Genomic DNA, 21185 nt, shown 5'->3' with positions numbered 1-21185 from the left:
CGTAGCCTTTTTTCTCTAAAAAGATAGATACGTTGAGTGTTTCTACCTGCTCAAAAAAGAAAAATGGCTTCTAAAAGAAAACCATCATTCTGTTTCATAATCTGCTGATTTTACTATCTTTTCCAAGAGAAGCAAAAATATACATTGTTCTCAACGCAGAAAATCATATATTGGCATTTTATAATGTTAACACAACCAAAAATAACCGTCAACGTTTTTTTGATTTTATGATATAATACCCTTTTTTCTTTTCTGCGACTTCCACAAAATCGAACACTTCTTCTAATTTTTTCATCGCAGATGGTGCACCTTGTTTTTTCTGAATCACAATCCAAAGCTCGCCGCCTGGTACAAGATACTCCACTGCTTTTTCTAGAATTTCATGCACGACTTGTTTCCCTGCACGAATTGGCGGATTAGATAAAATAGCAGCGTATTGACCTTTTACATTTTCATATACACTACTTTGATAAATCTGGATATTTTCAATTCGGTTATTAGCAGCATTTTCTTTCGCAAGCCCAAGTGCCCTTTCATTCACATCCACCATGTGAACCACACGCTCTTGGAACTCCTTCGCTAGAGATAAACCAATCGGGCCATATCCACACCCAACATCTAATACATCACCTTGGGCATCTGGCATCTGAAACGCTTCAATTAAAAGACGAGAACCGAAGTCCACTTCGTTTTTCGAAAACACCCCACGGTCTGATAAGAAAACAAAACGCGATCCTCTCAATGTATATTCCCATTGTTTACGATCACTTTTACTAGAGGGGTCGTTAGAAAAATAATGGTCTGCCATATGGCCACCTCTTTTCTTTACGGTTAAAAAAAAAGCTCGCTTGAGAGCGAGCTTTTTTCAAAAGCTTCAAAAGTTAATTACTTAACTTCTACAGCAGCGCCAACTTCTTCAAGTTTAGCTTTGATTTCTTCAGCTTCTTCTTTAGAAACGCCTTCTTTAACTGCTTTTGGAGTGTTGTCAACTACTTCTTTAGCTTCTTTTAAGCCAAGACCAGTGATTTCACGAACAACTTTGATAACTTTGATTTTTTGTGCGCCTGCGCTAGCAAGTACAACATCAAATTCAGTTTGCTCAGCAGCAGCTTCACCAGCGCCACCAGCTACAGCTACAGGAGCAGCAGCAGTTACGCCGAATTCTTCCTCGATAGCTTTTACTAAGTCGTTAAGTTCTAATACAGTCATAGATTTAACTGCTTCAATGATTTGTTCTTTAGTCATTGTAAATATCCTCCCTTAATTAGGTTCTTATTGTTTTATCGATAACACGTAATTATCTTTTGAAAAATTAAGCGCCTTGCTCTTCTTTTTGATCTGCAACTGCTTTAGTAGCGATTGCAAGACCACGCATTGGAGCTTGAAGAACGCTAAGAAGCATAGAAAGTAAGCCTTCACGTGATGGAAGAGTAGCGATAGCTTTAACCTCATCAAGTGATACAAGTTTACCTTCGATTACGCCTGCTTTAATTTCTAAAGCTTCATGATCCTTAGCGAAGTCGTTTAATACTTTCGCAGGAGCAATTACATCCTCGTTACTGAACGCGATTGCGTTTGGTCCCGTTAAGAATTCATTTAACTCAGCCATTTCAGCAGCTTCTGCAGCACGACGAGTTAAAGAGTTTTTGTAAACTTTGAACTCAACGCCAGCTTCACGTAAGTTTTTACGTAATTCAGTTGCTTCAGATACTGTTAAACCACGGTAGTCAACAACGATTGTAGATTTACTATCGCGAAGTTTTTCAGCGATTTCAGTTACAACTTGTTGTTTAGATTCGATTGCTTTGCTCATGTTATTACACCTCCTGTAGATTATATAGAAGATGTACCGAAAGTGCACTAAAAAACCCCCATGCCCAATTGTAGACATGGAGGCATATAGTCACAGAAAAAAATTCCGTTTCGTATATTCACACCTAGGTAGGAAATTAAGCCGCATTGGCGCCTACTGTCTACGGTACACTATTTAAATTCACAACATAAATGATTATATTAAAACTTCTTCACGAAGTCAACTTCCAATTTTTACGCAATAGTAGAAACTTCAACACGTACGCCAGGTCCCATTGTAGAAGCAACTGTTACGTTCTTCATGTAAGTACCTTTTGCAGCAGCTGGCTTAGCTTTTAGAAGAGCATCAGCAACTGTCTCTAAGTTTTCAACTAATTTTGCATCTTCGAAAGATACTTTACCGATTGGCACATGAATGTTACCAGCTTTATCAACGCGGTATTCTACTTTACCAGCTTTGATTTCGTTAACTGCTTTTGTTACGTCGAAAGTAACTGTTCCAGTTTTAGGGTTTGGCATTAAACCTTTAGGTCCTAATACACGACCAAGTTTACCAACTTCACCCATCATATCAGGAGTTGCTACTACTACGTCAAAGTCAAACCAACCTTGTTGGATTTTGTTGATGTAGTCTGTATCACCTACGAAGTCAGCTCCAGCAGCTTCAGCTTCTTTTAGTTTTTCGCCTTTAGCGAATACTAATACACGCTGTACTTTACCAGTACCGTGTGGAAGAACAACTGCACCACGAATTTGTTGGTCAGCTTTCTTAGGGTCAACACCTAAACGAAATGCAGCTTCTACAGTTGCATCAAATTTAGCTGTGTTTGTTTTCTTTACTAATTCTACTGCCTCTGTTGCAGAGTAAGCAGTTGTACGATCAACAAGCTTCGCAGCTTCTACGTACTTTTTACCTCTTTTAGCCATTTTTATTTCCTCCTCGATGTGGTTTTAGCGGAATAACCTCCCACGTTTACGCCTTCTTTTCGATACAATCGAGGATGTGCGCCCATCCTTTTATTTAAAAAATGACACTCATTTACGATAATAAAGGTTGCGAATTGGAATTCCAGACCCGCAACCTCTTTTACAAAAAAACAAATCGAATTAGTCTTCGATAACAATGCCCATACTGCGTGCAGTACCTTCAACCATACGCATTGCAGCTTCTACGCTAGCAGCGTTTAGGTCAGGCATTTTAGTTTCAGCGATTTCGCGAACCTTATCACGCTTAACAGTTGCCACTTTATTACGGTTTGGTTCACCAGAACCAGACTCAATACCAGCTACTTTCTTAAGAAGAACAGCAGCAGGAGGAGTTTTAGTAATGAAAGTGAATGAACGGTCTTCAAATACTGTAATTTCAACAGGAATGATTAGACCAGCTTGATCTGCTGTACGAGCGTTGAACTCTTTACAGAAGCCCATGATGTTAACACCCGCTTGTCCTAATGCTGGACCAACTGGTGGAGCTGGGTTAGCTTTACCTGCAGGAATTTGAAGTTTTACCATTTTAATTACCTTTTTAGCCACGAGACACACCTCCTTAAGTCCGTGATGTGGTCAATTGGGCAGTGATTTGCCCTCCCACTTCATATTTTATCTTTAGCGATAAAATCTTTTTCAAAAAACGTCTCCGTATCCGAAGACGTACTGACTTAAAAGATATTATCACTTTTTACAATTCATTTCAAGTTTCATTTTATAATTTTTCAATTTGGTGGAAATCTAGCTCAACTGAAGTTTCGCGACCAAACATATCAACAAGTACTGTTACTCTTTGTTTTTCTAGGTCAATTTCATTAATAGCACCTGTATAATTCGCAAATGGACCTTCGTTCACACGTACAGTCTCATGAAGTTCAAAGTCAAAGTCAACTACTTCATTTTCCATTCCCATATGTTTTAAGATTGTAACTACTTCTTCTTCTAATAACGGAGATGGCTTCGAACCCGATCCAGAAGATCCAACAAATCCTGTTACACCTGGTGTATTGCGAACAACATACCAAGAATCATCTGTCATGATGATTTCTACCAACACGTAGCCAGGAAATACTTTCCTCTTTGTTATTTTTTCTTTTCCGTTTTTCATTTCTACTTCTGTTTCCTCTGGAACAATAACACGGAAAATTTTATCTTGCATAGCCATTGATTCTACGCGTTTCTCTAGGTTTGTTTTTACTTTATTTTCATATCCAGAATAAGTATGGACAACATACCAACGTTTTTCCATTAATTTAGGACGACCGTCCTTCCCTCCCTGACGTACATTTTTTCGTACAAATGAAAAAACCCGTTCACCGGGCTTTTACACAGTTCATATAAATAACATTAACATTATATCATGTATTAGCGCTTCTTATTCAAGAATTAAACGAATTAAAGAAGAAATCCCCATATCCACTACCGCAAAGAAAATTGCACAGAAAGCAACTGTTGCAATTACGGTAAGTGTCGAACGGATTAATTCATCTTTTTTCGGCCAGCTTACTTTTTTCATTTCGCGACCTACATCGCCAAAAAAGTTCGTCAAACGCATTTCCGGGACCTCCAGTGCATAATTACAATTATTTATTTTGTTTCCTTATGAATCATGTGCGCATTACACGTTTTGCAAAATTTTTTTATCTCAAGACGCTCTACTGAGCTTGTATCTTTCATTGTGGAATAGTTTCGATTATTGCACTTTTCACATGCGAGTACAACCTTTTTTCTCATCTGTTACACCAACCTTGTAACATTATTTCTTTAAAAATGTATCATACAATAAAAGACAATGTCAATGACACTCCCCGCCTTACCGTAAAAAGAGAAGGAGAGGAAAAAAACCTCTCTTTTATATTTCTCCATTAACCTAATACATTTTTAAAAAACCAACTATTTAAACATCTTAACGTTTGAGTGAAGGTGAGTGAACAGTTGCCGTTTCTCTCATTTCCATATAACGCTCAAGCTTCCTTTTCACTCGTTGCAGGGCATTATCAATGGATTTTACATGGCGATTCAATTGCTCTGAAATCTCTTGATACGATCTTCCATCTAAATATAAAGAAAGCACCTTTCTTTCTAAATCGCTTAATAATTCAGATATTTTTAATTCTATATCAACATACTCTTCCTGACTAATAATCATTTCTTCAGGATCCGTCATCTTCGCTTCAGATATAACATCTAACAGAGTTCGATCAGATTCTTCATCATAAATTGGTTTATCTAAAGAAACATATGAATTTAAAGGAATATGTTTTTGTCTTGTCGCTGTTTTAATCGCGGTGATAATTTGACGTGTAATACACAATTCCGCAAAAGCTTTAAAGGAAGACAGCTTGTCCTCTTTATAATCACGAATCGCTTTAAATAATCCAATCATACCTTCTTGAATAATATCTTCACGATCAGCGCCAACCAAAAAGTAAGATCTTGATTTTGCACGAACAAAATTTTTGTACTTATGAATTAAATACTCTAGTGCATCAACATTACCTTGTCGTACTAATTCAACTATCTCTTCATCCTCTAAATCACTAAATGTAACATTGTTGCCGCTTACGAAGTCTGTTTCCAATCTGATCCCTCCGACCGCTAATTATTTAGCAATATTATACAGTAAACACTTGAAGAGCGTCAATGTTTCAACGCCCTCCTCGTCTTAATTTTTCTAATTTTTCTGTAACTTCTTCACTAAATATCGTCCGCATTGCCGGTTGTTCTTCTTTCGTTTTCTTCGTTTCATGACGTACTCTTCGTTCCATCGCCTGAACTTCTATCTCTAACTCACGCGCCGATTTACGCAGAGCACCCTGCCCAAAAATGGCCCACTGCTCTGTGTAATCAGACGTCGCAACATAAATACGTGTATTAATATTGCGCAGCTCAATTGCGAGTTGCTCAATTTTTTCATCCGCCGTTTGGTTTTTCCTTGTAAAGATTACATCTACAGACGCTTGTTTCATCTTCTTTTCAATTCCATAAACAGAATACGCATCAAAAACAATCATTACTTTCGTGCCTGTATACCCTTGATAATCTGCCATTTTATCAATAAGCGAGTCTCGCGAAGCTTGTAAGTCTACATCCCGTAGTTTTTTCAAGTCTGCCCAAGCTCCGATAATATTGTAACCGTCAACGATTAAAATATCATTCATTTTTATTCACCGATTGGGTGACGTTTCCGATACACTTCATACATTAACAAGCTAGCAGCAACTGAAGCATTTAAGGATGTAACTTTACCAGCCATTGGTAGATGAATCAAGAAGTCACATTTCTCACCGATAAGACGGCTCATACCTTTCCCCTCACTACCAATCACTAAACCAATTGGCATCTTTCCATCTAAATTACGGTAGTCATCTTTCCCTTTTGCGTCTGTGCCTGCAATCCAAAGCCCGCGCTCTTTTAATTCATCAATCGTTCTCGATAAATTTGTAACACGAGCTACTGGAACATACTCAATCGCTCCTGTCGAAGCCTTTGCAACCGCCGCTGTTAAACCAACCGCCCTGCGCTTTGGAATAATAATACCATGGGCTCCTACTGCATCTGCCGTACGCATAATAGAGCCTAAGTTGTGTGGATCTTCAATCTCATCAAGAATTAAGAAAAATGGGTCTTCATTCCGCTTAGCCGCCAACGCAAATAAATCCTCTAGGTCCGCATATTCATATGCTGCCACTTGTGCGATTACACCTTGATGATTCCCCTCTACAAGTTGATCTAATTTTTTCTTCGGTGAATTCTGTACTAAAATTTTGTTTTCTTTCGCTAATGCTAGTACAATTTGCACTTGCCCTTTCACAGCACCTTCTGCAATCCAAATCTTATTAATATCACGACCTGCTCTTAATGCTTCAATTACAGGGTTACGTCCAATAATATATTCACTGTTCACGCTCACGCGCCTCCTTCCTTATCCTCTAATACACGAATTGCTTCAAATACAATCTCTTCTATTCGTGTCTGATCATTTAATAAATAATGATATCCAATCAGCGCCTCAAAAGCAGTACTATATCGATATGTTTGTACATCTGTATTTTTCGGAATAGAACCTGATTTTGCATTGCGTCCTCTTCTTAATACAGCTTCCTCTTCTTCAGTAAGAAATGCTGTCTCTAGTAAATGATGAACAACTTTCGCTTGCGCTTTTGCAGAAACAAAGCTTGTCCCCAAACGATGTAATTGATGTGGACGAACTGTTCCTTTTTGAAGCAGGTGATAGCGGATATATTGTTCATATACCGCATCACCCATATATGCTAACGCTAAACTATTTAATTGCTTTGCATCAATCATGTTTAGCCTCTTTTCCATCTTGTACCTTGTGGTGTATCTTCTAAAATAATGTTACGATCTTTTAATTCATCGCGAATTTGATCAGATAGTGCAAAATCACGATTTTTACGAGCCTCAATACGCTTTTGGATTAGTGCTTCAATTTCTTCATCAAGCAATTCTTCTTTCGTTAATTCTAATCCTAAAATTCCAAATAGCGTTTCAAACTGTTTTACATACGCCGCAATCACTGTTTTTGATGTATGCTGTTCTAATAAATATTGATTTGCATGATTTGCTAAGTTATATAACTCTGTTACTGCATTTGCTGTATTAAAGTCATCATCCATCGCTGCTTCAAATGCAGCTTGGAATTTCTCCATCTCATCTAACCATTTCTCATTATGATCCGTTAAATCAGTACTACTTTCCATACGATGCTTTAAATTACCATAAGCTGTTTCAATGCGCTCTAATCCGTTATTTGTATGCTGTAATAATTCTTCACTAAAGTTAATTGGATGGCGATAGTGCACAGATAACATAAAGAAACGAATTAATTGTGGATCGTACTGCTTGATAATATCGTGAACTAGGACAAAGTTACCAAGTGATTTAGACATTTTTTCATTATTAATATTAATATATCCATTATGCATCCAGTAACGTGCAAATGCTTTTCCAGTCAACGCTTCTGATTGTGCAATTTCATTTTCGTGATGCGGAAATGCTAAATCCTGTCCACCAGCATGAATATCAATTGTATCACCTAAATATTTACGTGCCATCGCCGAGCATTCAATATGCCAACCTGGACGCCCTTCTCCCCATGGACTATCCCAGAAAATTTCCCCTTCTTTAGCAGCTTTCCATAATGCGAAGTCTAGCGGATCTTGTTTCTTTTCACCAATTTCAATGCGGGCACCATGACGCAAATCTACAATTGGTTGATGCGATAGTTTACCGTATTCCTTAAATTCTTTCGTTTTATAATACACATCGCCTTCAGATTCATATGCATATCCCTTATTCACAAGCTCTTGAATAAACTCAATGATAATATCCATATTCTCCATTACACGAGGATGAACCGTTGCACGTTTGCAACCTAATGCAGTTACATCTTCAAAATACGCGTTGACAAAGCGATCTGCAATTGTTGGAACATCTTCTCCTAATTCATTAGCAACTTTAATCAGCTTATCATCTACATCCGTGAAATTAGATATATATTGCACATCGTAACCACGGTGTTCCATATAACGGCGCACTGTATCAAACACAATTGCCGGTCTTGCGTTACCGATATGAATGTAGTTATATACGGTTGGTCCGCATACATACATTTTCACTTTATTTTCTTCTAATGGAACAAACTTTTCTTTTTGACGCGTTAACGTATTATAAATGTGAATAGTCATTTTTATCCGTCCTTTCTGTTTTTACTACCATTTGTTTTTTCAATTGTTCGAGCTCTTCTTCCACTGCTTTCAACTTATCAAAAATCGGATCCGGAAGATCACAGTGATTTAATTCTTGACCTACTTTTATCCCATTTTGAATCACGACGCGACCAGGAATACCTACAACTGTAGAATGTGCAGGTACTTCCTTTAACACAACCGAACCAGCACCAACTTTAGAATTTTCTCCAACCGTAATCGATCCAAGCACTTTCGCACCTGTCGCAATCAACACATTGTCTTTAATTGTTGGATGACGTTTCCCTTTTTCTTTTCCCGTGCCGCCTAACGTAACACCTTGATAAATCGTCACGTTATCTCCAATTTCACACGTTTCTCCAATTACAACTCCCATGCCATGATCAATAAAAAACTTACGACCAATTGTTGCCCCCGGATGAATTTCAATACCCGTAAAAAAACGACTCATTTGTGAGATAACACGAGCAAAAAAGAAAAACTTTCGTTTATAAAAGGCATGTGCAATACGATGCGCCCAAATTGCGTGCAATCCAGAGTAAGTTAAAATCACTTCGATGTAACTTCTCGCTGCTGGATCCTGTTCAAAGACGACTTCAATATCCTCCCGAAGCCTCTTAAACATTTTTGTTCCCCCTTTTTGTTTAAAGTGAAACTTCCATCAGTGGATCTCTTTACCACTAATAGTGAGTTGAACCAATAAGGTTTTTAATTTCTACTTCCTTACAAAGTTTTTCCGACTATTTATACCAAAAACTCTCCCCCATACCTGTAGGTATAGAAAAAGGCGTCTCTGTCTATAGACAGAGACGCCTTACTAGCGCGGTTCCACTCTGTTTAGGCTAAAAGAAGCCTCAAACTTAAACATGATAACGGTTTATACCGCTTCTGCTTACTTTGCGTCATCATGACGTTTCTCGAAATACATTCGTTGTTCAGCAGAAGACTCAAAGGGGCACTTCAAAAATCTGCTTTTAAACCACTTCCAGCCAAATGGTGGTTTTCTCTGTGAAAAGCATGATTTTCTACTTCTCCTTCTCGTCGCTTTCTTTTATTTCATTTTGAAGTATTCTTATTATATTTCTAAATCCGTAAAAAGTTAACCAATTACTTTACGAACACGATTTAAAACTTTTTCTTTTCCAAGAAGCGCAATTGCATTTGGAAGTTCTGGTCCGTGTGTTTGGCCAGTTGTCGCAACGCGAATTGGCATAAATAAATTTTTCCCTTTTTGACCTGTTTGCTTTTGAACAGCTTTAATTGCTGCCTTAATTGCTGCAGGTTCTACTTCTTCTAATGCTTCTAGCTCTGCCGCAAACGCATGAAGAACTTCTGGTACTTGTTCGCCTTTTAATACTTCTTGTCCTTCTTCTTCATAATCCACATGATCTTTAAAGAACATATCAGATAGCTCAACAATTTCAGCTCCGAAGCTCATTTGATCATGATATAAAGCAATCACATCGCGGATCCAAGCTAGTTCTTGCTCACTTGGATTTTCACTTACACGACCAGCTTTTACTAAGTGCGGTAAGCTTAATTCCACAACGCAATCTAAGTCTTGCTTTTTCATATATTGGTTGTTCATCCATTTTAATTTTTGAGAATCGAATAATGCCGGTGATTTCGATAAACGAGCTGCATCAAACATTTCAATAAACTCATCCTTAGAGAAGATTTCTTCTTCTCCTACTGGTGACCAACCTAGTAATGCGATAAAGTTAAAGATTGCTTCTGGAAGATATCCCAGCGCTTCATATTGTTCAATAAATTGAATAATAGATTCATCACGTTTACTTAACTTTTTACGGCTTTCATTCACAATTAACGTCATATGACCAAATTGTGGTATATCCCAACCAAATGCTTCATAAATCATCATTTGTTTTGGTGTATTAGAAATATGGTCATCACCACGAAGAACGTGTGAGATTTCCATGAAATGATCATCTGCCGCTACTGCAAAGTTGTAAGTTGGGATGCCATCTTTCTTCACGATAACGAAATCGCCGAAATCGTTTGAGTTGAAAGATACGTCTCCTTTTACAAGATCATTAAATACATATTCACGGTTTTCAGGTACACGGAAACGAATACTTGGAATGCGTCCTTCTGCCTCGAATTGTTTTACTTGCTCATCTGTTAGATCACGGTGACAACCCGCATAACGAGGTGTTTCACCACGAGCGATTTGTCCTTCACGTTCTGCTTCTAACTCTTCTTCTGTCATATAGCACTTATACGCTAAGCCGCGCTCTAGTAAATCTTCATATAACTTTTTATAAATATCTAAACGCTCCATTTGACGGTACGGACCATATTCACCACCAACGTCGATGCTTTCATCCCAGTCCATGCCAAGCCATTTTAAATACGTTAATTGGCTTTCTTCGCCGCCAGCAATATTACGCTTTACGTCTGTATCTTCAATACGGATAATAAATTTACCGTTTTGACTACGAGCGAATAAATAGTTAAATAATGCCGTACGTGCATTTCCGATATGTAAGTGTCCTGTTGGACTTGGCGCATAGCGCACTCTCACTTGCTTTTCCATAGTTGGTACACCTTCCATTCTTAATGTCAACAGATTCTTTAATTGTACACCAAAAAAATACGATTATCCATCTTACGAATCAAAAACAACTATTTTTTCTGTAATAATACAATAGCCTGTGAAGCAATTCCTTCTTCTCGCCCTGTAAATCCTAATTTTTCTGTCGTCGTTGCTTTTACATTAACATTCTCAATGTCCGTTTGTAATAGTTCGCTAATTCTCTTGCGCATACTTTCAATATGTGGTGCCATTTTTGGTTTTTGGGCAATAATTGTACAATCTAAGTTTCCGAGTACATACCCTTGCTCTATAACAAACTCCCATACTTTCTGCAAAAGCACAGCTGAATCCGCATCTTTAAATGCAGGATCTGTATCTGGAAAGTGTTTACCGATGTCACCAGCAGCAATTGCACCTAAACAAGCATCAGCAATAGTATGTAAAAGGACATCCGCATCAGAGTGCCCAAGTAATCCTTTTTCATATGGAATTGTAATTCCACCAATAATTAATGGTCTTCCTTCTGCAAATGCATGTACATCAAAACCTTGTCCAATTCGAAACATTTCCAATTCCTCCTCAAACTACACTAGTAAACTTTATATCATTCTTACGGACATATAAAAGCTCCGCCTGTTGAAGTTTCTGCTATATATATAGAAAAGCTCGGTAGCTACCGAGCTTTTCTATTATAACATTGCTATTGTATTTTCAAAACTCGTAGAAAGCTTTCAGCAATCACTAAATCTTCAGGTGTTGTCACCTTTATATTGTGATAACTTCCTCCTACAACTCCTACCTCTTTAGGAAGGCGTTCCACCAAACTAGCATCGTCAGTTCCGAGAAAACCCGCTTGTTTTGCACTCTCATGTGCCTCTAACAGAATGGGAACATGAAATCCTTGCGGCGTTTGAACTGCTTGCAACTGAGAACGTTCTACTGTTTCAACAACAGTATCATGTATCACTTTTTTAATTGTATCTTTCACAGGTACCGCACAAATGGAAGCACCTTTTTCTTTCGCCATTTGCAATACATCTTCAATCATCTTTTTCGTTACAAAGGGACGCGCCCCGTCGTGGACAAGTACATACTCTACATCTCTTACATACATAAGAGCATTGTATACACTATCCTGGCGCTCACTTCCACCTTGGATAAGTTGAACGTCTTTTTGAATATGATAAGTTTGGAGAAGTTCTTCAAAGTAAGAACGCTCTCTCTCATTAATCGCTAAAATAATCTGTTTACATTGTTCATCTTTTTCAAAAGCTCGTAATGTATGAATAATAATGGGAACAGAATCTATTTGTAAAAATAATTTATTTTTATCCGCTCCCATACGCTTACCTTGTCCTGCTGCAGGAATAATTAATGTATATATCATCGCAGTCCTCTACTTATAACGCTTTCTCTAATAACTTACGCTTAGCAAAGATCATACGGCCCGCAGATGTTTGCAGTACACTTGTAACAAGTACATCAAGTTGGGAACCAACATGCTCTCTACCATCTTCGACTACGATCATTGTACCGTCGTCCAAATAAGCAACACCTTGATTCTGCTCTTTTCCATCCTTCACAACGTATACGCTTAACTCTTCACCCGGAAGTACAACAGGCTTAATGGCATTTGCTAAATCATTAATATTTAAAACTGTCACACCTTGCAATTCGGAAACTTTATTTAAGTTAAAATCATTCGTAACAACAGTGCCACCTGTTAACTTCGCTAACTTCACAAGCTTACTATCGACTTCTTGAATATCTTCAAAATCACCTTCATAAATTTCTACTGGAATAGATAACTCTTTTTGAATACGATTTAAAATATCCAAACCTCTTCGTCCGCGATTACGCTTTAATGCATCCGAAGAATCAGCAATATGCTGTAGTTCTTCTAACACAAATTGCGGAATGACAATTGTGCCTTCCAAAAATTTTGTTTGGCAAATATCCGCAATACGCCCATCAATAATAACACTAGTATCCAATATTTTCCAACCAGCAGTTAGCGTTTCTACTTCCTCATTTTCATTGTTCGTATTTTTTTTCTTTCCTCCGCGTTGCGGCAATGTAAACAACCCTAACAATTCGTTCCTCTTTTTAAACCCTACTTGGAACCCTAAGTAACCAAGTAATAGCGTGAAAAAGATTTGCAATACTGTACTAATGACCTGAATGGTAAATTCGCGAATCGGAATCAAGATCAAATACGCAACAATTAGTCCTGAGATTAATCCTAATGTTCCAAATAACACATCTGTAACAGGTGCTTTTACAAGCGCTTCCTCAATATGTTTAATAAGCTGAACAATATAATCTACAAGCCAAAATGTTGTTAAAAATAAAATGATTGCACCAATAATTGCACGAATATAAGAACCTTCAAGCCAAGGAACTGCACCTATATCCAACATATCGATTACTTTTGGAATAAGAAAAATTCCCAATGCTCCTCCAATAACTAAAAAGAAAAGCTGTACGATTCGTTTTAACATTCAACCACCTCCTACTCATTATTAACCATTACTTCGTCACTCAAAACGTCGAGTGCAAAAGTGGACGTGTTTTTTTTATAATTTGTTTTATTTACCAATATATCATATCATATATGAAAAATCTTTGAGTTTCGCTATATTGTGAAATCAATGTAATATTCTTAATTGTGTCTGCTCATATACAAGTGTTCTTGAATTCGTTTTAAACCCTCTCGTATCTTTTTCGCCCGTACTTCTCCAATTCCTTCCACATCATCCAAATCAGCAATTGTTGCACGGCAAATTCCTTGTAAGTTCTTAAAACGATTAATTAAGTTCTCAATAATAAGAGGTGGAACTCTAGAAATTTTACTCGCGATCCGATAACCTCTTGGTGTAATGCTTTCTTCTAATTTCATTTGTCCGGAATATCCAAGTAATTTCACTAAATCGCTATCTTCTAGAAGTTGTGCATTCGCAAGCTCTTGTAATTTTTTTAAAACTTGATAGTGCTCTTGTGTTTTTTCATGATAGTAGTCTTTAATTAATAATGCAGCCTCTGCTTCCACGTCAGCAAGCAATTCTGTCAATTGTAAACGAATAAGTCTTCCTTCTGTTCCTAATTCATGAATGTAACTGTAGATTTCATTTTTAATCCGTAGCATCATTTCAACACTATGTAGTACATGCACAACTTCAGACATTGTAACCACTTCTTCAAACTCTAAAATACCAAGGTTCGTTATGCCCTCATTCCATACAGCTTTATATTTTTCTAATGTTTGGATCGCTTGGTTTGCCTTTGTTAAAATAACCCCAATATCTTTTAATGTATAACGTAAGTTTCCTTGATATAACGTAATTACATTTCGTCTTTGTGAAATAGCAACAACAAGACTACCCGTTTGCTTCGCCACTCTCTCTGCTGTTCGGTGGCGCATACCTGTTTCAATAGAGTCGATAGATGAATCAGGTACTAACTGTCCATTAGCGATTAAAATTTTACTTCCCGTTTCATTTAAAATAAGAGCACCATCCATTTTTGCTAGTTCGTATAGACTAGCAGGAGAAAAAGCACAATTAATATGAAATCCTCCATCAACAATACTTTTAATTTGCTCGTTGTATCCGAGTACAATAAGGCCACCTGTTTGCGCACGGAGCACATTATCAATTCCTTCTCTTAGCGGTGTCCCTGGTGCAACAAGCTGTAAAATATTAATAATACTTTTGGAACGTTGCTTGTTTTCTTCCATATCTTATCCTCCTAGTGCAAATCGAAGAGCCTCTCCTATATTCGATACTCCAACTACTTCAATACCTTCTGGAATCGTCCATCCACCCAAATTCTTCCTTGGGATAATAACACGCTGAAATCCTAATTTTGCTGCTTCTTGCACTCGCTGTTCAATACGAGAAACACGGCGAACTTCTCCCGTTAAACCAACTTCACCAATGACTGCATCACCCGGAAAAGTCGGTTTATCACGAAAACTTGATGCGATACTTAAAGCAACTGCCAAATCAACTGCTGGTTCATCTAATTTAATTCCCCCAGCAACTTTTAAATAAGCATCTTGGTTTTGGAGCAATAACCCTGCTCTTTTTTCTAGTACCGCCATAATAAGAGAAACACGGTTATGATCAATTCCTGTTGCCATTCTTCTTGGATTCCCGAAACTTGTAGGAGAAATTAATGCTTGTATTTCTACTAAAACAGGCCTTGTTCCTTCCATAGAAGCAACAACCGTTGAACCGGCAGCACCCACAGGTCTTTCTTCTAGAAAAATTTCAGAAGGATTTAACACCTCTGAAAGGCCAAGCTCCTTCATTTCAAAAATCCCCATCTCATTGGTTGAACCAAAACGGTTTTTTACCGCTCGTAAAATTCGATATGTATGATGACGATCTCCTTCAAAATAAAGAACGGCATCCACCATATGCTCTAACATACGTGGACCAGCTATAGCTCCTTCTTTCGTTACATGCCCTACAATAAAAATAGGGATTCCTTTCGTTTTTGCAAGCTTCATAAGTTCTGCTGTACATTCACGTACTTGCGCTACACTTCCTGGCGCTGAAGTTACTTCCGGTAAATGAATGGTTTGAATAGAATCAATTACTACAAATGATGGATTCATTTCATCTATATATGCTGCGATTCGTTGTAAATCTGTTTCTGATACAACAAATAAATTATCTCCATTTACATGAAGACGATCTGCCCTAAGTTTAATTTGTTTTGCAGATTCCTCACCTGATATGTATAAAACATCATAAGCACGATCTGCTAGTTGTGATGATATTTGCAGTAATAATGTTGATTTTCCAATACCAGGATCTCCCCCTATGAGCACGAGAGAACCATCTACAATTCCACCACCAAGCACCCGGTTAAATTCTTGAAAATTCGTTTCAATACGCGCCTCTGTTTTCGTTTCCACATCTTTCAGGCGGCGAGGCTTCGTTAATTCAGTTTGGATTGCACTTGCATAGTTCAGACGGCGTGATGATACAACTGGTTCCATCTCTTCCACCAGTGTATTCCATTGTCCGCACCCCGGACACTTCCCCATATACTTTGGTGACTGATAACCACATTCTTGACATGTAAATTTCGTTTTCTTTTTAGCCATCGTTTTTTACACTTCACTTCGCTTTCATATGAAACAAAAATATTTCCTTTTTGTACAAGAAAGAGGGCTATTGTTTAGCCCCCCTTTGTTTGTCTATACTTATTTTACCTTTTCTGCACTACGAATGACAAATGATTCTCCTTCTGCATCAAAAACAACTTTTTGACCTTTCTCAATAACCCCTTTAAGAAGTTCCTCTGATAATCGATCTTCTACATGTTTTTGAATTGCACGGCGTAGTGGACGAGCACCATACTCTGGGTCAAATCCCTTATCCGCAATCGCTTCAATTGCTGCATCCGTTAACTCTAACTCAATGTCTTGTTCTTTTAAACGTTTGACCAATTGTTCTACCATAAGTGTAACAATTTCTTTAATATGTTTCTTCTCTAATGTATGGAAAACAATAATTTCGTCAATACGGTTTAAAAACTCAGGGCGGAATGCTTTTTTCAACTCATCCATTACTTTACCCTTCATATCTGCATAATCACGACTTTCATCTTGTACATTAAATCCAAGATGTTTGTTTCGTTTTAATGCATCTGCACCTACGTTAGAAGTCATAATAACAATTGTATTACGGAAATCAACTGTACGACCTTTTGAATCTGTTAAACGACCATCTTCTAGCACTTGCAGTAAAATATTGAATACATCTGGATGCGCCTTTTCCACCTCGTCAAGTAAGACAACAGAGTATGGTTTGCGACGAACCTTTTCTGTTAACTGGCCGCCTTCTTCATATCCAACATATCCTGGAGGAGAACCAACTAAACGAGAAGTAGAGTGTTTCTCCATGTACTCCGACATATCAATACGAATCATTGCATCTTCGTCACCAAACATAGATTCTGCTAATGCGCGTGCAAGTTCCGTTTTACCAACACCAGTTGGTCCTAAGAAAATAAAAGAACCGATTGGACGCTTTGGATCTTTTAAACCTGCTCTTGCGCGGCGAACTGCTTTTGCAACTGCAACAACTGCTTCATCTTGACCAATTAAACGATCATGTAAAATATTTTCTAAGTTCAATAGTTTGTCTGTTTCTGTTTGAGCTAGCTTAGAAACCGGAATACGCGTCCACGTTGAAACAACATTTGCAATATCCTCTACTATTACTTCCGAATTCTCTTTACCTTGTTGCTCTTTCCATTGACGCTTCGTATCTTCTAATTTTTCACGTAGGCGCTGCTCCATATCACGTAAAGAAGCTGCTTTCTCAAATTCTTGACTTTGTACTGCCGCATCTTTTTCTTTTCTTACTTCTTCTAGCTTAGATTCAAGTTCTTTTAAATTTGGTGGTGTTGTATAAGAACGTAAACGAACTTTTGAAGCTGCTTCATCAATTAAGTCAATCGCTTTATCAGGTAAGAAACGATCCGTAATGTAACGATCAGATAATTTTACAGCGGCGTCAATTGCATCGTCTGAGATAGAAACACGGTGATGTGCTTCATAACGGTCACGTAATCCTTTTAAAATTTGAATCGATTCTTCTAAGCTTGGTTCATCAACGTGAATCGGTTGAAAACGTCGCTCTAATGCCGCATCTTTTTCAATATATTTACGATACTCATCTAGCGTTGTCGCCCCAATACATTGTAGTTCCCCGCGCGCTAATGATGGCTTTAAAATATTCGATGCGTCAATCGCCCCTTCTGCACCGCCCGCACCAATTAATGTATGAAGCTCATCAATGAATAGAATAATATTACCAGCTTGACGAATTTCATCCATGACTTTCTTTAAACGGTCTTCAAACTCACCGCGATATTTCGTACCAGCAACTACAGTCCCCATATCTAATGTCATAACACGCTTATCGCGTAAAGTCTCTGGAACTTCGTTGTTTACAATTTGTTGTGCTAGCCCTTCAGCAATTGCTGTTTTACCAACACCAGGTTCTCCAATTAACACAGGATTATTTTTTGTTCTTCTACTTAATACTTCAATTACACGTTGAATCTCTTTGCTACGACCAATTACTGGATCTAAACGCCCTTCACGTGCTACAGCTGTTAAATCGCGAGCTAAACTATCAAGCGTCGGTGTATTTGCATTAGCCGAACCACCACCTTGATGACCCGAAGCCGTCTCGTTACTACCAAGAAGCTGCAGTACTTGTTGACGCGCTTTATTTAAACTTACACCTAAATTATTTAAAACACGGGCCGCAACGCCTTCTCCTTCACGAATAAGCCCAAGTAAAATATGCTCTGTTCCCACGTAAGAATGACCAAGTTTACGCGCTTCATCCATTGATAGCTCTATTACTTTTTTTGCACGCGGTGTGTAGTGAACCGTTTGGGACATTTCCGTGCCGCGCCCAATTAGTGCTTCTACTTCTTTTTGAACTTTCTCTGGGCTTAATCCAAGTGCGACCAATGCTTTTGCAGCAATCCCTTCTCCTTCGCGTACAAGGCCGAGTAAAATATGCTCCGTGCCGATATTATTATGACCAATACGAATTGCTTCTTCTTGGGATAACGCTAATACCTTTTGTGCTCGCTCTGTAAATCTTCCAAACATCATATGAATCACACTCCTACTTCGCTCGATTTTGTTCAATTCGTAATCTTTCACGAATAAGTGCTGCTCTGCGATAATCTCTTTCATCAGGTTGTAAGGGGCCTCCAGCATATTGCTGCAAGATTCCAGGCTGTGTAAGTACCATTAACTCTGTTAAAATATTCCTAGATATATTTTCGATATACCCAAGATCAATACCAAGTCGAACATCCGATAAACACGTTGCTGCCTCAGCAGATTCAATTAAACGGCTATTCGCTAATACACCATAAGAACGATACACCTTATCTTCAAGCTCAATACTTGAATTTTTCATAATTGATTCTCTTGCTGTTCGTTCTTGTTGAATGAGTTGCTGAACAACACTCTTTAAATCTTCTACAATATCTTCTTCAGGTTTCCCCAATGTCATTTGATTAGAAAGTTGAAATATATTCCCTAACACTTCGCTACCTTCACCATATATCCCTCTCACAACTAAACCAAGTTGATTAATTGCTTGAACGATACGGTTCATTTGTCCTGTTAAAACGAGAGCTGGCAAATGTATCATCACTGAGGCTCGTAAACCTGTTCCTATATTTGTAGGACAGCTCGTTATATAACCAACTTGTTCATCAAATGCATATTCAACCTGACTTTCTATCCAATCATCAATTCGATTTGCACTATGCAACGCTTCTGATAATTGTAATCCCGGAAATAAACATTGAATCCGAATATGATCTTCCTCATTAAGCATAATACTTATTTGTTCATTCTCAGATAATAAACAAGCACCATATTCTGTTCCCACTAAATCCGGACTTACAAGGTGCTTTTCTACCAATACTCTGCGCTGCAAAGGTTGAATCCTATTCATTTGTAAAAGTTCAAGTACCCCGAAAGGTGCAACTGTTTGATTGGCAAATTTTTCTTGAAATACATGAATCATTTGCTCCGCTTCCTTATTTGTTAACATAGTCGGGAACTGATAATCTCGTAAATTCCGAGCCAATCGAACACGACTGCTTAAAACAATATCGGAATCAGGACCGTCTTCCCTCATCCATGGACTAATTGCTTCGTTCATAATACGATCGAGTGACATAGAATTATTCCCCCTCTCTATGCTCACGAAGCTGATTTTCTATGCTGCGAATTTTATCTCGTACTTCAGCAGCCTGTTCAAACTCTTCTTGTTGTATGCACTCCTGCAATTTTAGTTTTAACTCATCTAATTCTTTTTTTAGATGAATATTTCCTCCTATACGGTTAGGAATTTTTCCGTGATGCTTTGTATGCCCACCATGAAGCCGCTTTAGCATTGGTTGTAATTGTTCTTTAAATGTTTCATAGCAAGACGAACAACCAAACCTTCCGATCTTTGCAAATTGCGGATATGTCATATTACATTTCGGACATTGCAACGGCTGCACATTCGAAACATTATTTGTTTCTTTCTCAGATGCAGGTTGCTCAACATGTAGTAGCCCTGCTAATAAATTATGAAATGACAAACTAGACTTATTAGACTTATTTGATTGAAAGAAAGACGTATATCCATTTTCTTGGGCACATTGCTCGCAAAGATGAATCTCCGTCTTTTTTCCATTGATTGCTTTTGTGAAATGTAGCGTTGCTGATCGTGAACTACAGTTTTGACAAATCAACGTATTTCCCCACCTTTACAATAGGAAAGAATTATTAATTTACAACCTTATTCGTTCAATTAATCCTTAAGAGACAAAGCATTCCTAAGAGAAGTTTCACTTTACTTATACTTCAATGTTCTAAGCATCGCTCGAAGCATACGTGCTCGTAATTCATCTCGAAATGGTAAATCTGTTAGTAAAACAGATCGATCTAACACACTAAACATAAGCTTTGCTTCCCTACTGGTAACAATACCTTCTTCTGCTAAACGCCTTATTATACTTTCAGCGCTTGATTGAGCAATGCTATACTGAATCATTTGTAACATTTGGTTAATAATGTCTATATCATCATGCAATTTGACTTTTATAATGCGAATATAACCTCCGCCACCTCGTTTGCTTTCTACTATGAATCCTCTTTCTAGTGTAAAACGAGTATTAATAACATAGTTAATTTGAGATGGCACACAATCAAACTTATCAGCAATTTCATTTCTTTTAATTTCAATTGCATTATTATTACTTAAGTCAATAACTTGCTTTAGATATTGTTCAATAATATCAGATATATTTCTCATTTATCCTCCACCTTTATTGACTTTGACTATCTTTGACTTTAATTATATACGTATTAAAAAATTTTGCAACTCTTTTGCTTCCATCTCTATCCTATCCATATTTTCTCTCATTTAATCAACCGTTCTTTATTTTATGAATAAAGAATATAAAGTTTCCTATATAAAAAAGAACACAAAAAAAGACGAGTCCAATGACTCGTCTTTCGTTTGCCTGGCAACGTCCTACTCTCACAG

24 protein-coding genes and 2 other annotated features are annotated in these 21185 nt (G+C 37.7%); all 24 genes read right to left on the bottom strand.

The annotated features are described in order from the left end of the window. Window positions 1-208: 208 nt before the first annotated feature. Window positions 209-808, bottom strand: a complete 600-nt coding sequence (locus LRP84_RS16985) for a class I SAM-dependent methyltransferase (protein ID WP_098309993.1) — start codon at window positions 806-808, stop codon at window positions 209-211. A 77-nt stretch (window positions 809-885) separates the two neighbouring features. After that, entirely contained in the window at window positions 886-1245 is a 360-nt protein-coding gene (rplL, locus tag LRP84_RS16980) for a 50S ribosomal protein L7/L12 (RefSeq protein ID WP_230576163.1), read from the bottom strand. Window positions 1246-1312: 67 nt separating this feature from the next. Next, the gene (gene rplJ, locus LRP84_RS16975) at window positions 1313-1813 is read right to left on the bottom strand and encodes a 50S ribosomal protein L10 (RefSeq protein ID WP_230576162.1); all 501 of its coding nucleotides are present in this window, start codon (window positions 1811-1813) and stop codon (window positions 1313-1315) included. 40 nt (window positions 1814-1853) lie between these two features. Beyond that, window positions 1854-1997 (bottom strand) — a sequence feature (ribosomal protein L10 leader region). A gap of 49 nt (window positions 1998-2046) precedes the next feature. Next, entirely contained in the window at window positions 2047-2739 is a 693-nt protein-coding gene (gene rplA / locus LRP84_RS16970) for a 50S ribosomal protein L1 (protein ID WP_098309990.1), read from the bottom strand. Between the two features lie 180 nt (window positions 2740-2919). After that, window positions 2920-3345, bottom strand: a complete 426-nt coding sequence (gene rplK, locus LRP84_RS16965) for a 50S ribosomal protein L11 (protein WP_001085872.1) — start codon at window positions 3343-3345, stop codon at window positions 2920-2922. A 169-nt stretch (window positions 3346-3514) separates the two neighbouring features. Continuing rightward, on the bottom strand, window positions 3515-4048 hold the full coding sequence (gene nusG / locus LRP84_RS16960) for a transcription termination/antitermination protein NusG (RefSeq protein ID WP_230576161.1): 534 nt from the start codon (window positions 4046-4048) through the stop codon (window positions 3515-3517). Between the two features lie 126 nt (window positions 4049-4174). Next, window positions 4175-4354: a preprotein translocase subunit SecE gene (secE, locus tag LRP84_RS16955; RefSeq protein ID WP_098309988.1), complete on the bottom strand. Its 180-nt coding sequence runs from the start codon at window positions 4352-4354 to the stop codon at window positions 4175-4177. 32 nt (window positions 4355-4386) lie between these two features. After that, entirely contained in the window at window positions 4387-4533 is a 147-nt protein-coding gene (rpmG, locus tag LRP84_RS16950) for a 50S ribosomal protein L33 (protein ID WP_081625682.1), read from the bottom strand. A gap of 172 nt (window positions 4534-4705) precedes the next feature. Further along, on the bottom strand, window positions 4706-5380 hold the full coding sequence (locus tag LRP84_RS16945; protein ID WP_098309987.1) for an RNA polymerase factor sigma-70: 675 nt from the start codon (window positions 5378-5380) through the stop codon (window positions 4706-4708). A gap of 67 nt (window positions 5381-5447) precedes the next feature. Next, window positions 5448-5960: an NYN domain-containing protein gene (locus tag LRP84_RS16940; RefSeq protein ID WP_098309986.1), complete on the bottom strand. Its 513-nt coding sequence runs from the start codon at window positions 5958-5960 to the stop codon at window positions 5448-5450. A gap of 2 nt (window positions 5961-5962) precedes the next feature. Continuing rightward, complete coding sequence (gene rlmB, locus LRP84_RS16935; protein ID WP_230576160.1) at window positions 5963-6706, bottom strand: 23S rRNA (guanosine(2251)-2'-O)-methyltransferase RlmB; 744 nt, start codon at window positions 6704-6706, stop codon at window positions 5963-5965. Between the two features lie 2 nt (window positions 6707-6708). Further along, window positions 6709-7110 carry a Mini-ribonuclease 3 gene (locus LRP84_RS16930; protein WP_230576159.1) on the bottom strand — a complete coding sequence of 134 codons (402 nt, stop codon included), beginning with the start codon at window positions 7108-7110 and terminating at the stop codon, window positions 6709-6711. Between the two features lie 2 nt (window positions 7111-7112). Further along, the gene (gene cysS / locus LRP84_RS16925; protein WP_230576158.1) at window positions 7113-8510 is read right to left on the bottom strand and encodes a cysteine--tRNA ligase; all 1398 of its coding nucleotides are present in this window, start codon (window positions 8508-8510) and stop codon (window positions 7113-7115) included. Then, on the bottom strand, window positions 8491-9156 hold the full coding sequence (cysE, locus tag LRP84_RS16920; RefSeq protein ID WP_230576157.1) for a serine O-acetyltransferase: 666 nt from the start codon (window positions 9154-9156) through the stop codon (window positions 8491-8493). The genes cysS and cysE overlap by 20 nt, the downstream gene beginning before the upstream one ends. Before the next feature lie 177 nt (window positions 9157-9333). Then, window positions 9334-9582, bottom strand: a binding site (T-box leader). A gap of 48 nt (window positions 9583-9630) precedes the next feature. Continuing rightward, window positions 9631-11088 (bottom strand): glutamate--tRNA ligase, encoded by a 1458-nt coding sequence (gene gltX, locus LRP84_RS16915; protein WP_230576156.1) that lies wholly within the window; start codon window positions 11086-11088, stop codon window positions 9631-9633. 89 nt (window positions 11089-11177) lie between these two features. Next, window positions 11178-11654: a 2-C-methyl-D-erythritol 2,4-cyclodiphosphate synthase gene (gene ispF, locus LRP84_RS16910; RefSeq protein ID WP_230576155.1), complete on the bottom strand. Its 477-nt coding sequence runs from the start codon at window positions 11652-11654 to the stop codon at window positions 11178-11180. 134 nt (window positions 11655-11788) lie between these two features. After that, window positions 11789-12472 carry a 2-C-methyl-D-erythritol 4-phosphate cytidylyltransferase gene (gene ispD / locus LRP84_RS16905; protein ID WP_230576190.1) on the bottom strand — a complete coding sequence of 228 codons (684 nt, stop codon included), beginning with the start codon at window positions 12470-12472 and terminating at the stop codon, window positions 11789-11791. Window positions 12473-12488: 16 nt separating this feature from the next. Continuing rightward, the gene (locus LRP84_RS16900; RefSeq protein ID WP_230576154.1) at window positions 12489-13589 is read right to left on the bottom strand and encodes a PIN/TRAM domain-containing protein; all 1101 of its coding nucleotides are present in this window, start codon (window positions 13587-13589) and stop codon (window positions 12489-12491) included. Window positions 13590-13750: 161 nt separating this feature from the next. Next, entirely contained in the window at window positions 13751-14824 is a 1074-nt protein-coding gene (gene disA / locus LRP84_RS16895; protein WP_098309978.1) for a DNA integrity scanning diadenylate cyclase DisA, read from the bottom strand. Window positions 14825-14827: 3 nt separating this feature from the next. After that, window positions 14828-16204, bottom strand: coding sequence for a DNA repair protein RadA (gene radA, locus LRP84_RS16890; RefSeq protein WP_230576153.1), 1377 nt, complete (start codon window positions 16202-16204; stop codon window positions 14828-14830). A 99-nt stretch (window positions 16205-16303) separates the two neighbouring features. After that, window positions 16304-18739, bottom strand: a complete 2436-nt coding sequence (clpC, locus tag LRP84_RS16885; protein WP_230576189.1) for an ATP-dependent protease ATP-binding subunit ClpC — start codon at window positions 18737-18739, stop codon at window positions 16304-16306. Window positions 18740-18752: 13 nt separating this feature from the next. Beyond that, a complete protein-coding gene (mcsB, locus tag LRP84_RS16880) occupies window positions 18753-19826 on the bottom strand; it encodes a protein-arginine kinase McsB (RefSeq protein WP_230576152.1) in 1074 nt (357 codons plus the stop codon). A gap of 4 nt (window positions 19827-19830) precedes the next feature. Then, window positions 19831-20388, bottom strand: a complete 558-nt coding sequence (mcsA, locus tag LRP84_RS16875; RefSeq protein WP_230576151.1) for a protein-arginine kinase activator protein McsA — start codon at window positions 20386-20388, stop codon at window positions 19831-19833. 101 nt (window positions 20389-20489) lie between these two features. Next, window positions 20490-20951: a CtsR family transcriptional regulator gene (locus LRP84_RS16870; RefSeq protein WP_230576150.1), complete on the bottom strand. Its 462-nt coding sequence runs from the start codon at window positions 20949-20951 to the stop codon at window positions 20490-20492. Window positions 20952-21185 lie beyond the last annotated feature (234 nt).

The sequence above is a fragment of the Bacillus rhizoplanae genome, from assembly GCF_917563915.1.
GTDB classification, from domain to species: domain Bacteria; phylum Bacillota; class Bacilli; order Bacillales; family Bacillaceae_G; genus Bacillus_A; species Bacillus_A rhizoplanae.
Note: the sequence above shows the minus strand (reverse complement) of the source record. Positions and strands in the feature narration are given on the sequence as shown.

What these genes read in the sequence shown, in the direction of transcription:
- LRP84_RS16985 (WP_098309993.1), bottom strand. Translation starts at nt 808, where the DNA reads ATGGCAGACCATTATTTTTCTAACGACCCCTCTAGTAAAAGTGATCGT.
- rplL (WP_230576163.1), bottom strand. Translation starts at nt 1,245, where the DNA reads ATGACTAAAGAACAAATCATTGAAGCAGTTAAATCTATGACTGTATTA.
- rplJ (WP_230576162.1), bottom strand. Translation starts at nt 1,813, where the DNA reads ATGAGCAAAGCAATCGAATCTAAACAACAAGTTGTAACTGAAATCGCT.
- rplA (WP_098309990.1), bottom strand. Translation starts at nt 2,739, where the DNA reads ATGGCTAAAAGAGGTAAAAAGTACGTAGAAGCTGCGAAGCTTGTTGAT.
- nusG (WP_230576161.1), bottom strand. Translation starts at nt 4,048, where the DNA reads ATGGAAAAACGTTGGTATGTTGTCCATACTTATTCTGGATATGAAAAT.
- secE (WP_098309988.1), bottom strand. Translation starts at nt 4,354, where the DNA reads ATGCGTTTGACGAACTTTTTTGGCGATGTAGGTCGCGAAATGAAAAAA.
- rpmG (WP_081625682.1), bottom strand. Translation starts at nt 4,533, where the DNA reads ATGAGAAAAAAGGTTGTACTCGCATGTGAAAAGTGCAATAATCGAAAC.
- LRP84_RS16940 (WP_098309986.1), bottom strand. Translation starts at nt 5,960, where the DNA reads ATGAATGATATTTTAATCGTTGACGGTTACAATATTATCGGAGCTTGG.
- LRP84_RS16930 (WP_230576159.1), bottom strand. Translation starts at nt 7,110, where the DNA reads ATGATTGATGCAAAGCAATTAAATAGTTTAGCGTTAGCATATATGGGT.
- cysS (WP_230576158.1), bottom strand. Translation starts at nt 8,510, where the DNA reads ATGACTATTCACATTTATAATACGTTAACGCGTCAAAAAGAAAAGTTT.
- cysE (WP_230576157.1), bottom strand. Translation starts at nt 9,156, where the DNA reads ATGTTTAAGAGGCTTCGGGAGGATATTGAAGTCGTCTTTGAACAGGAT.
- gltX (WP_230576156.1), bottom strand. Translation starts at nt 11,088, where the DNA reads ATGGAAAAGCAAGTGAGAGTGCGCTATGCGCCAAGTCCAACAGGACAC.
- ispF (WP_230576155.1), bottom strand. Translation starts at nt 11,654, where the DNA reads ATGTTTCGAATTGGACAAGGTTTTGATGTACATGCATTTGCAGAAGGA.
- LRP84_RS16900 (WP_230576154.1), bottom strand. Translation starts at nt 13,589, where the DNA reads ATGTTAAAACGAATCGTACAGCTTTTCTTTTTAGTTATTGGAGGAGCA.
- disA (WP_098309978.1), bottom strand. Translation starts at nt 14,824, where the DNA reads ATGGAAGAAAACAAGCAACGTTCCAAAAGTATTATTAATATTTTACAG.
- radA (WP_230576153.1), bottom strand. Translation starts at nt 16,204, where the DNA reads ATGGCTAAAAAGAAAACGAAATTTACATGTCAAGAATGTGGTTATCAG.
- clpC (WP_230576189.1), bottom strand. Translation starts at nt 18,739, where the DNA reads ATGATGTTTGGAAGATTTACAGAGCGAGCACAAAAGGTATTAGCGTTA.
- mcsB (WP_230576152.1), bottom strand. Translation starts at nt 19,826, where the DNA reads ATGTCACTCGATCGTATTATGAACGAAGCAATTAGTCCATGGATGAGG.
- LRP84_RS16870 (WP_230576150.1), bottom strand. Translation starts at nt 20,951, where the DNA reads ATGAGAAATATATCTGATATTATTGAACAATATCTAAAGCAAGTTATT.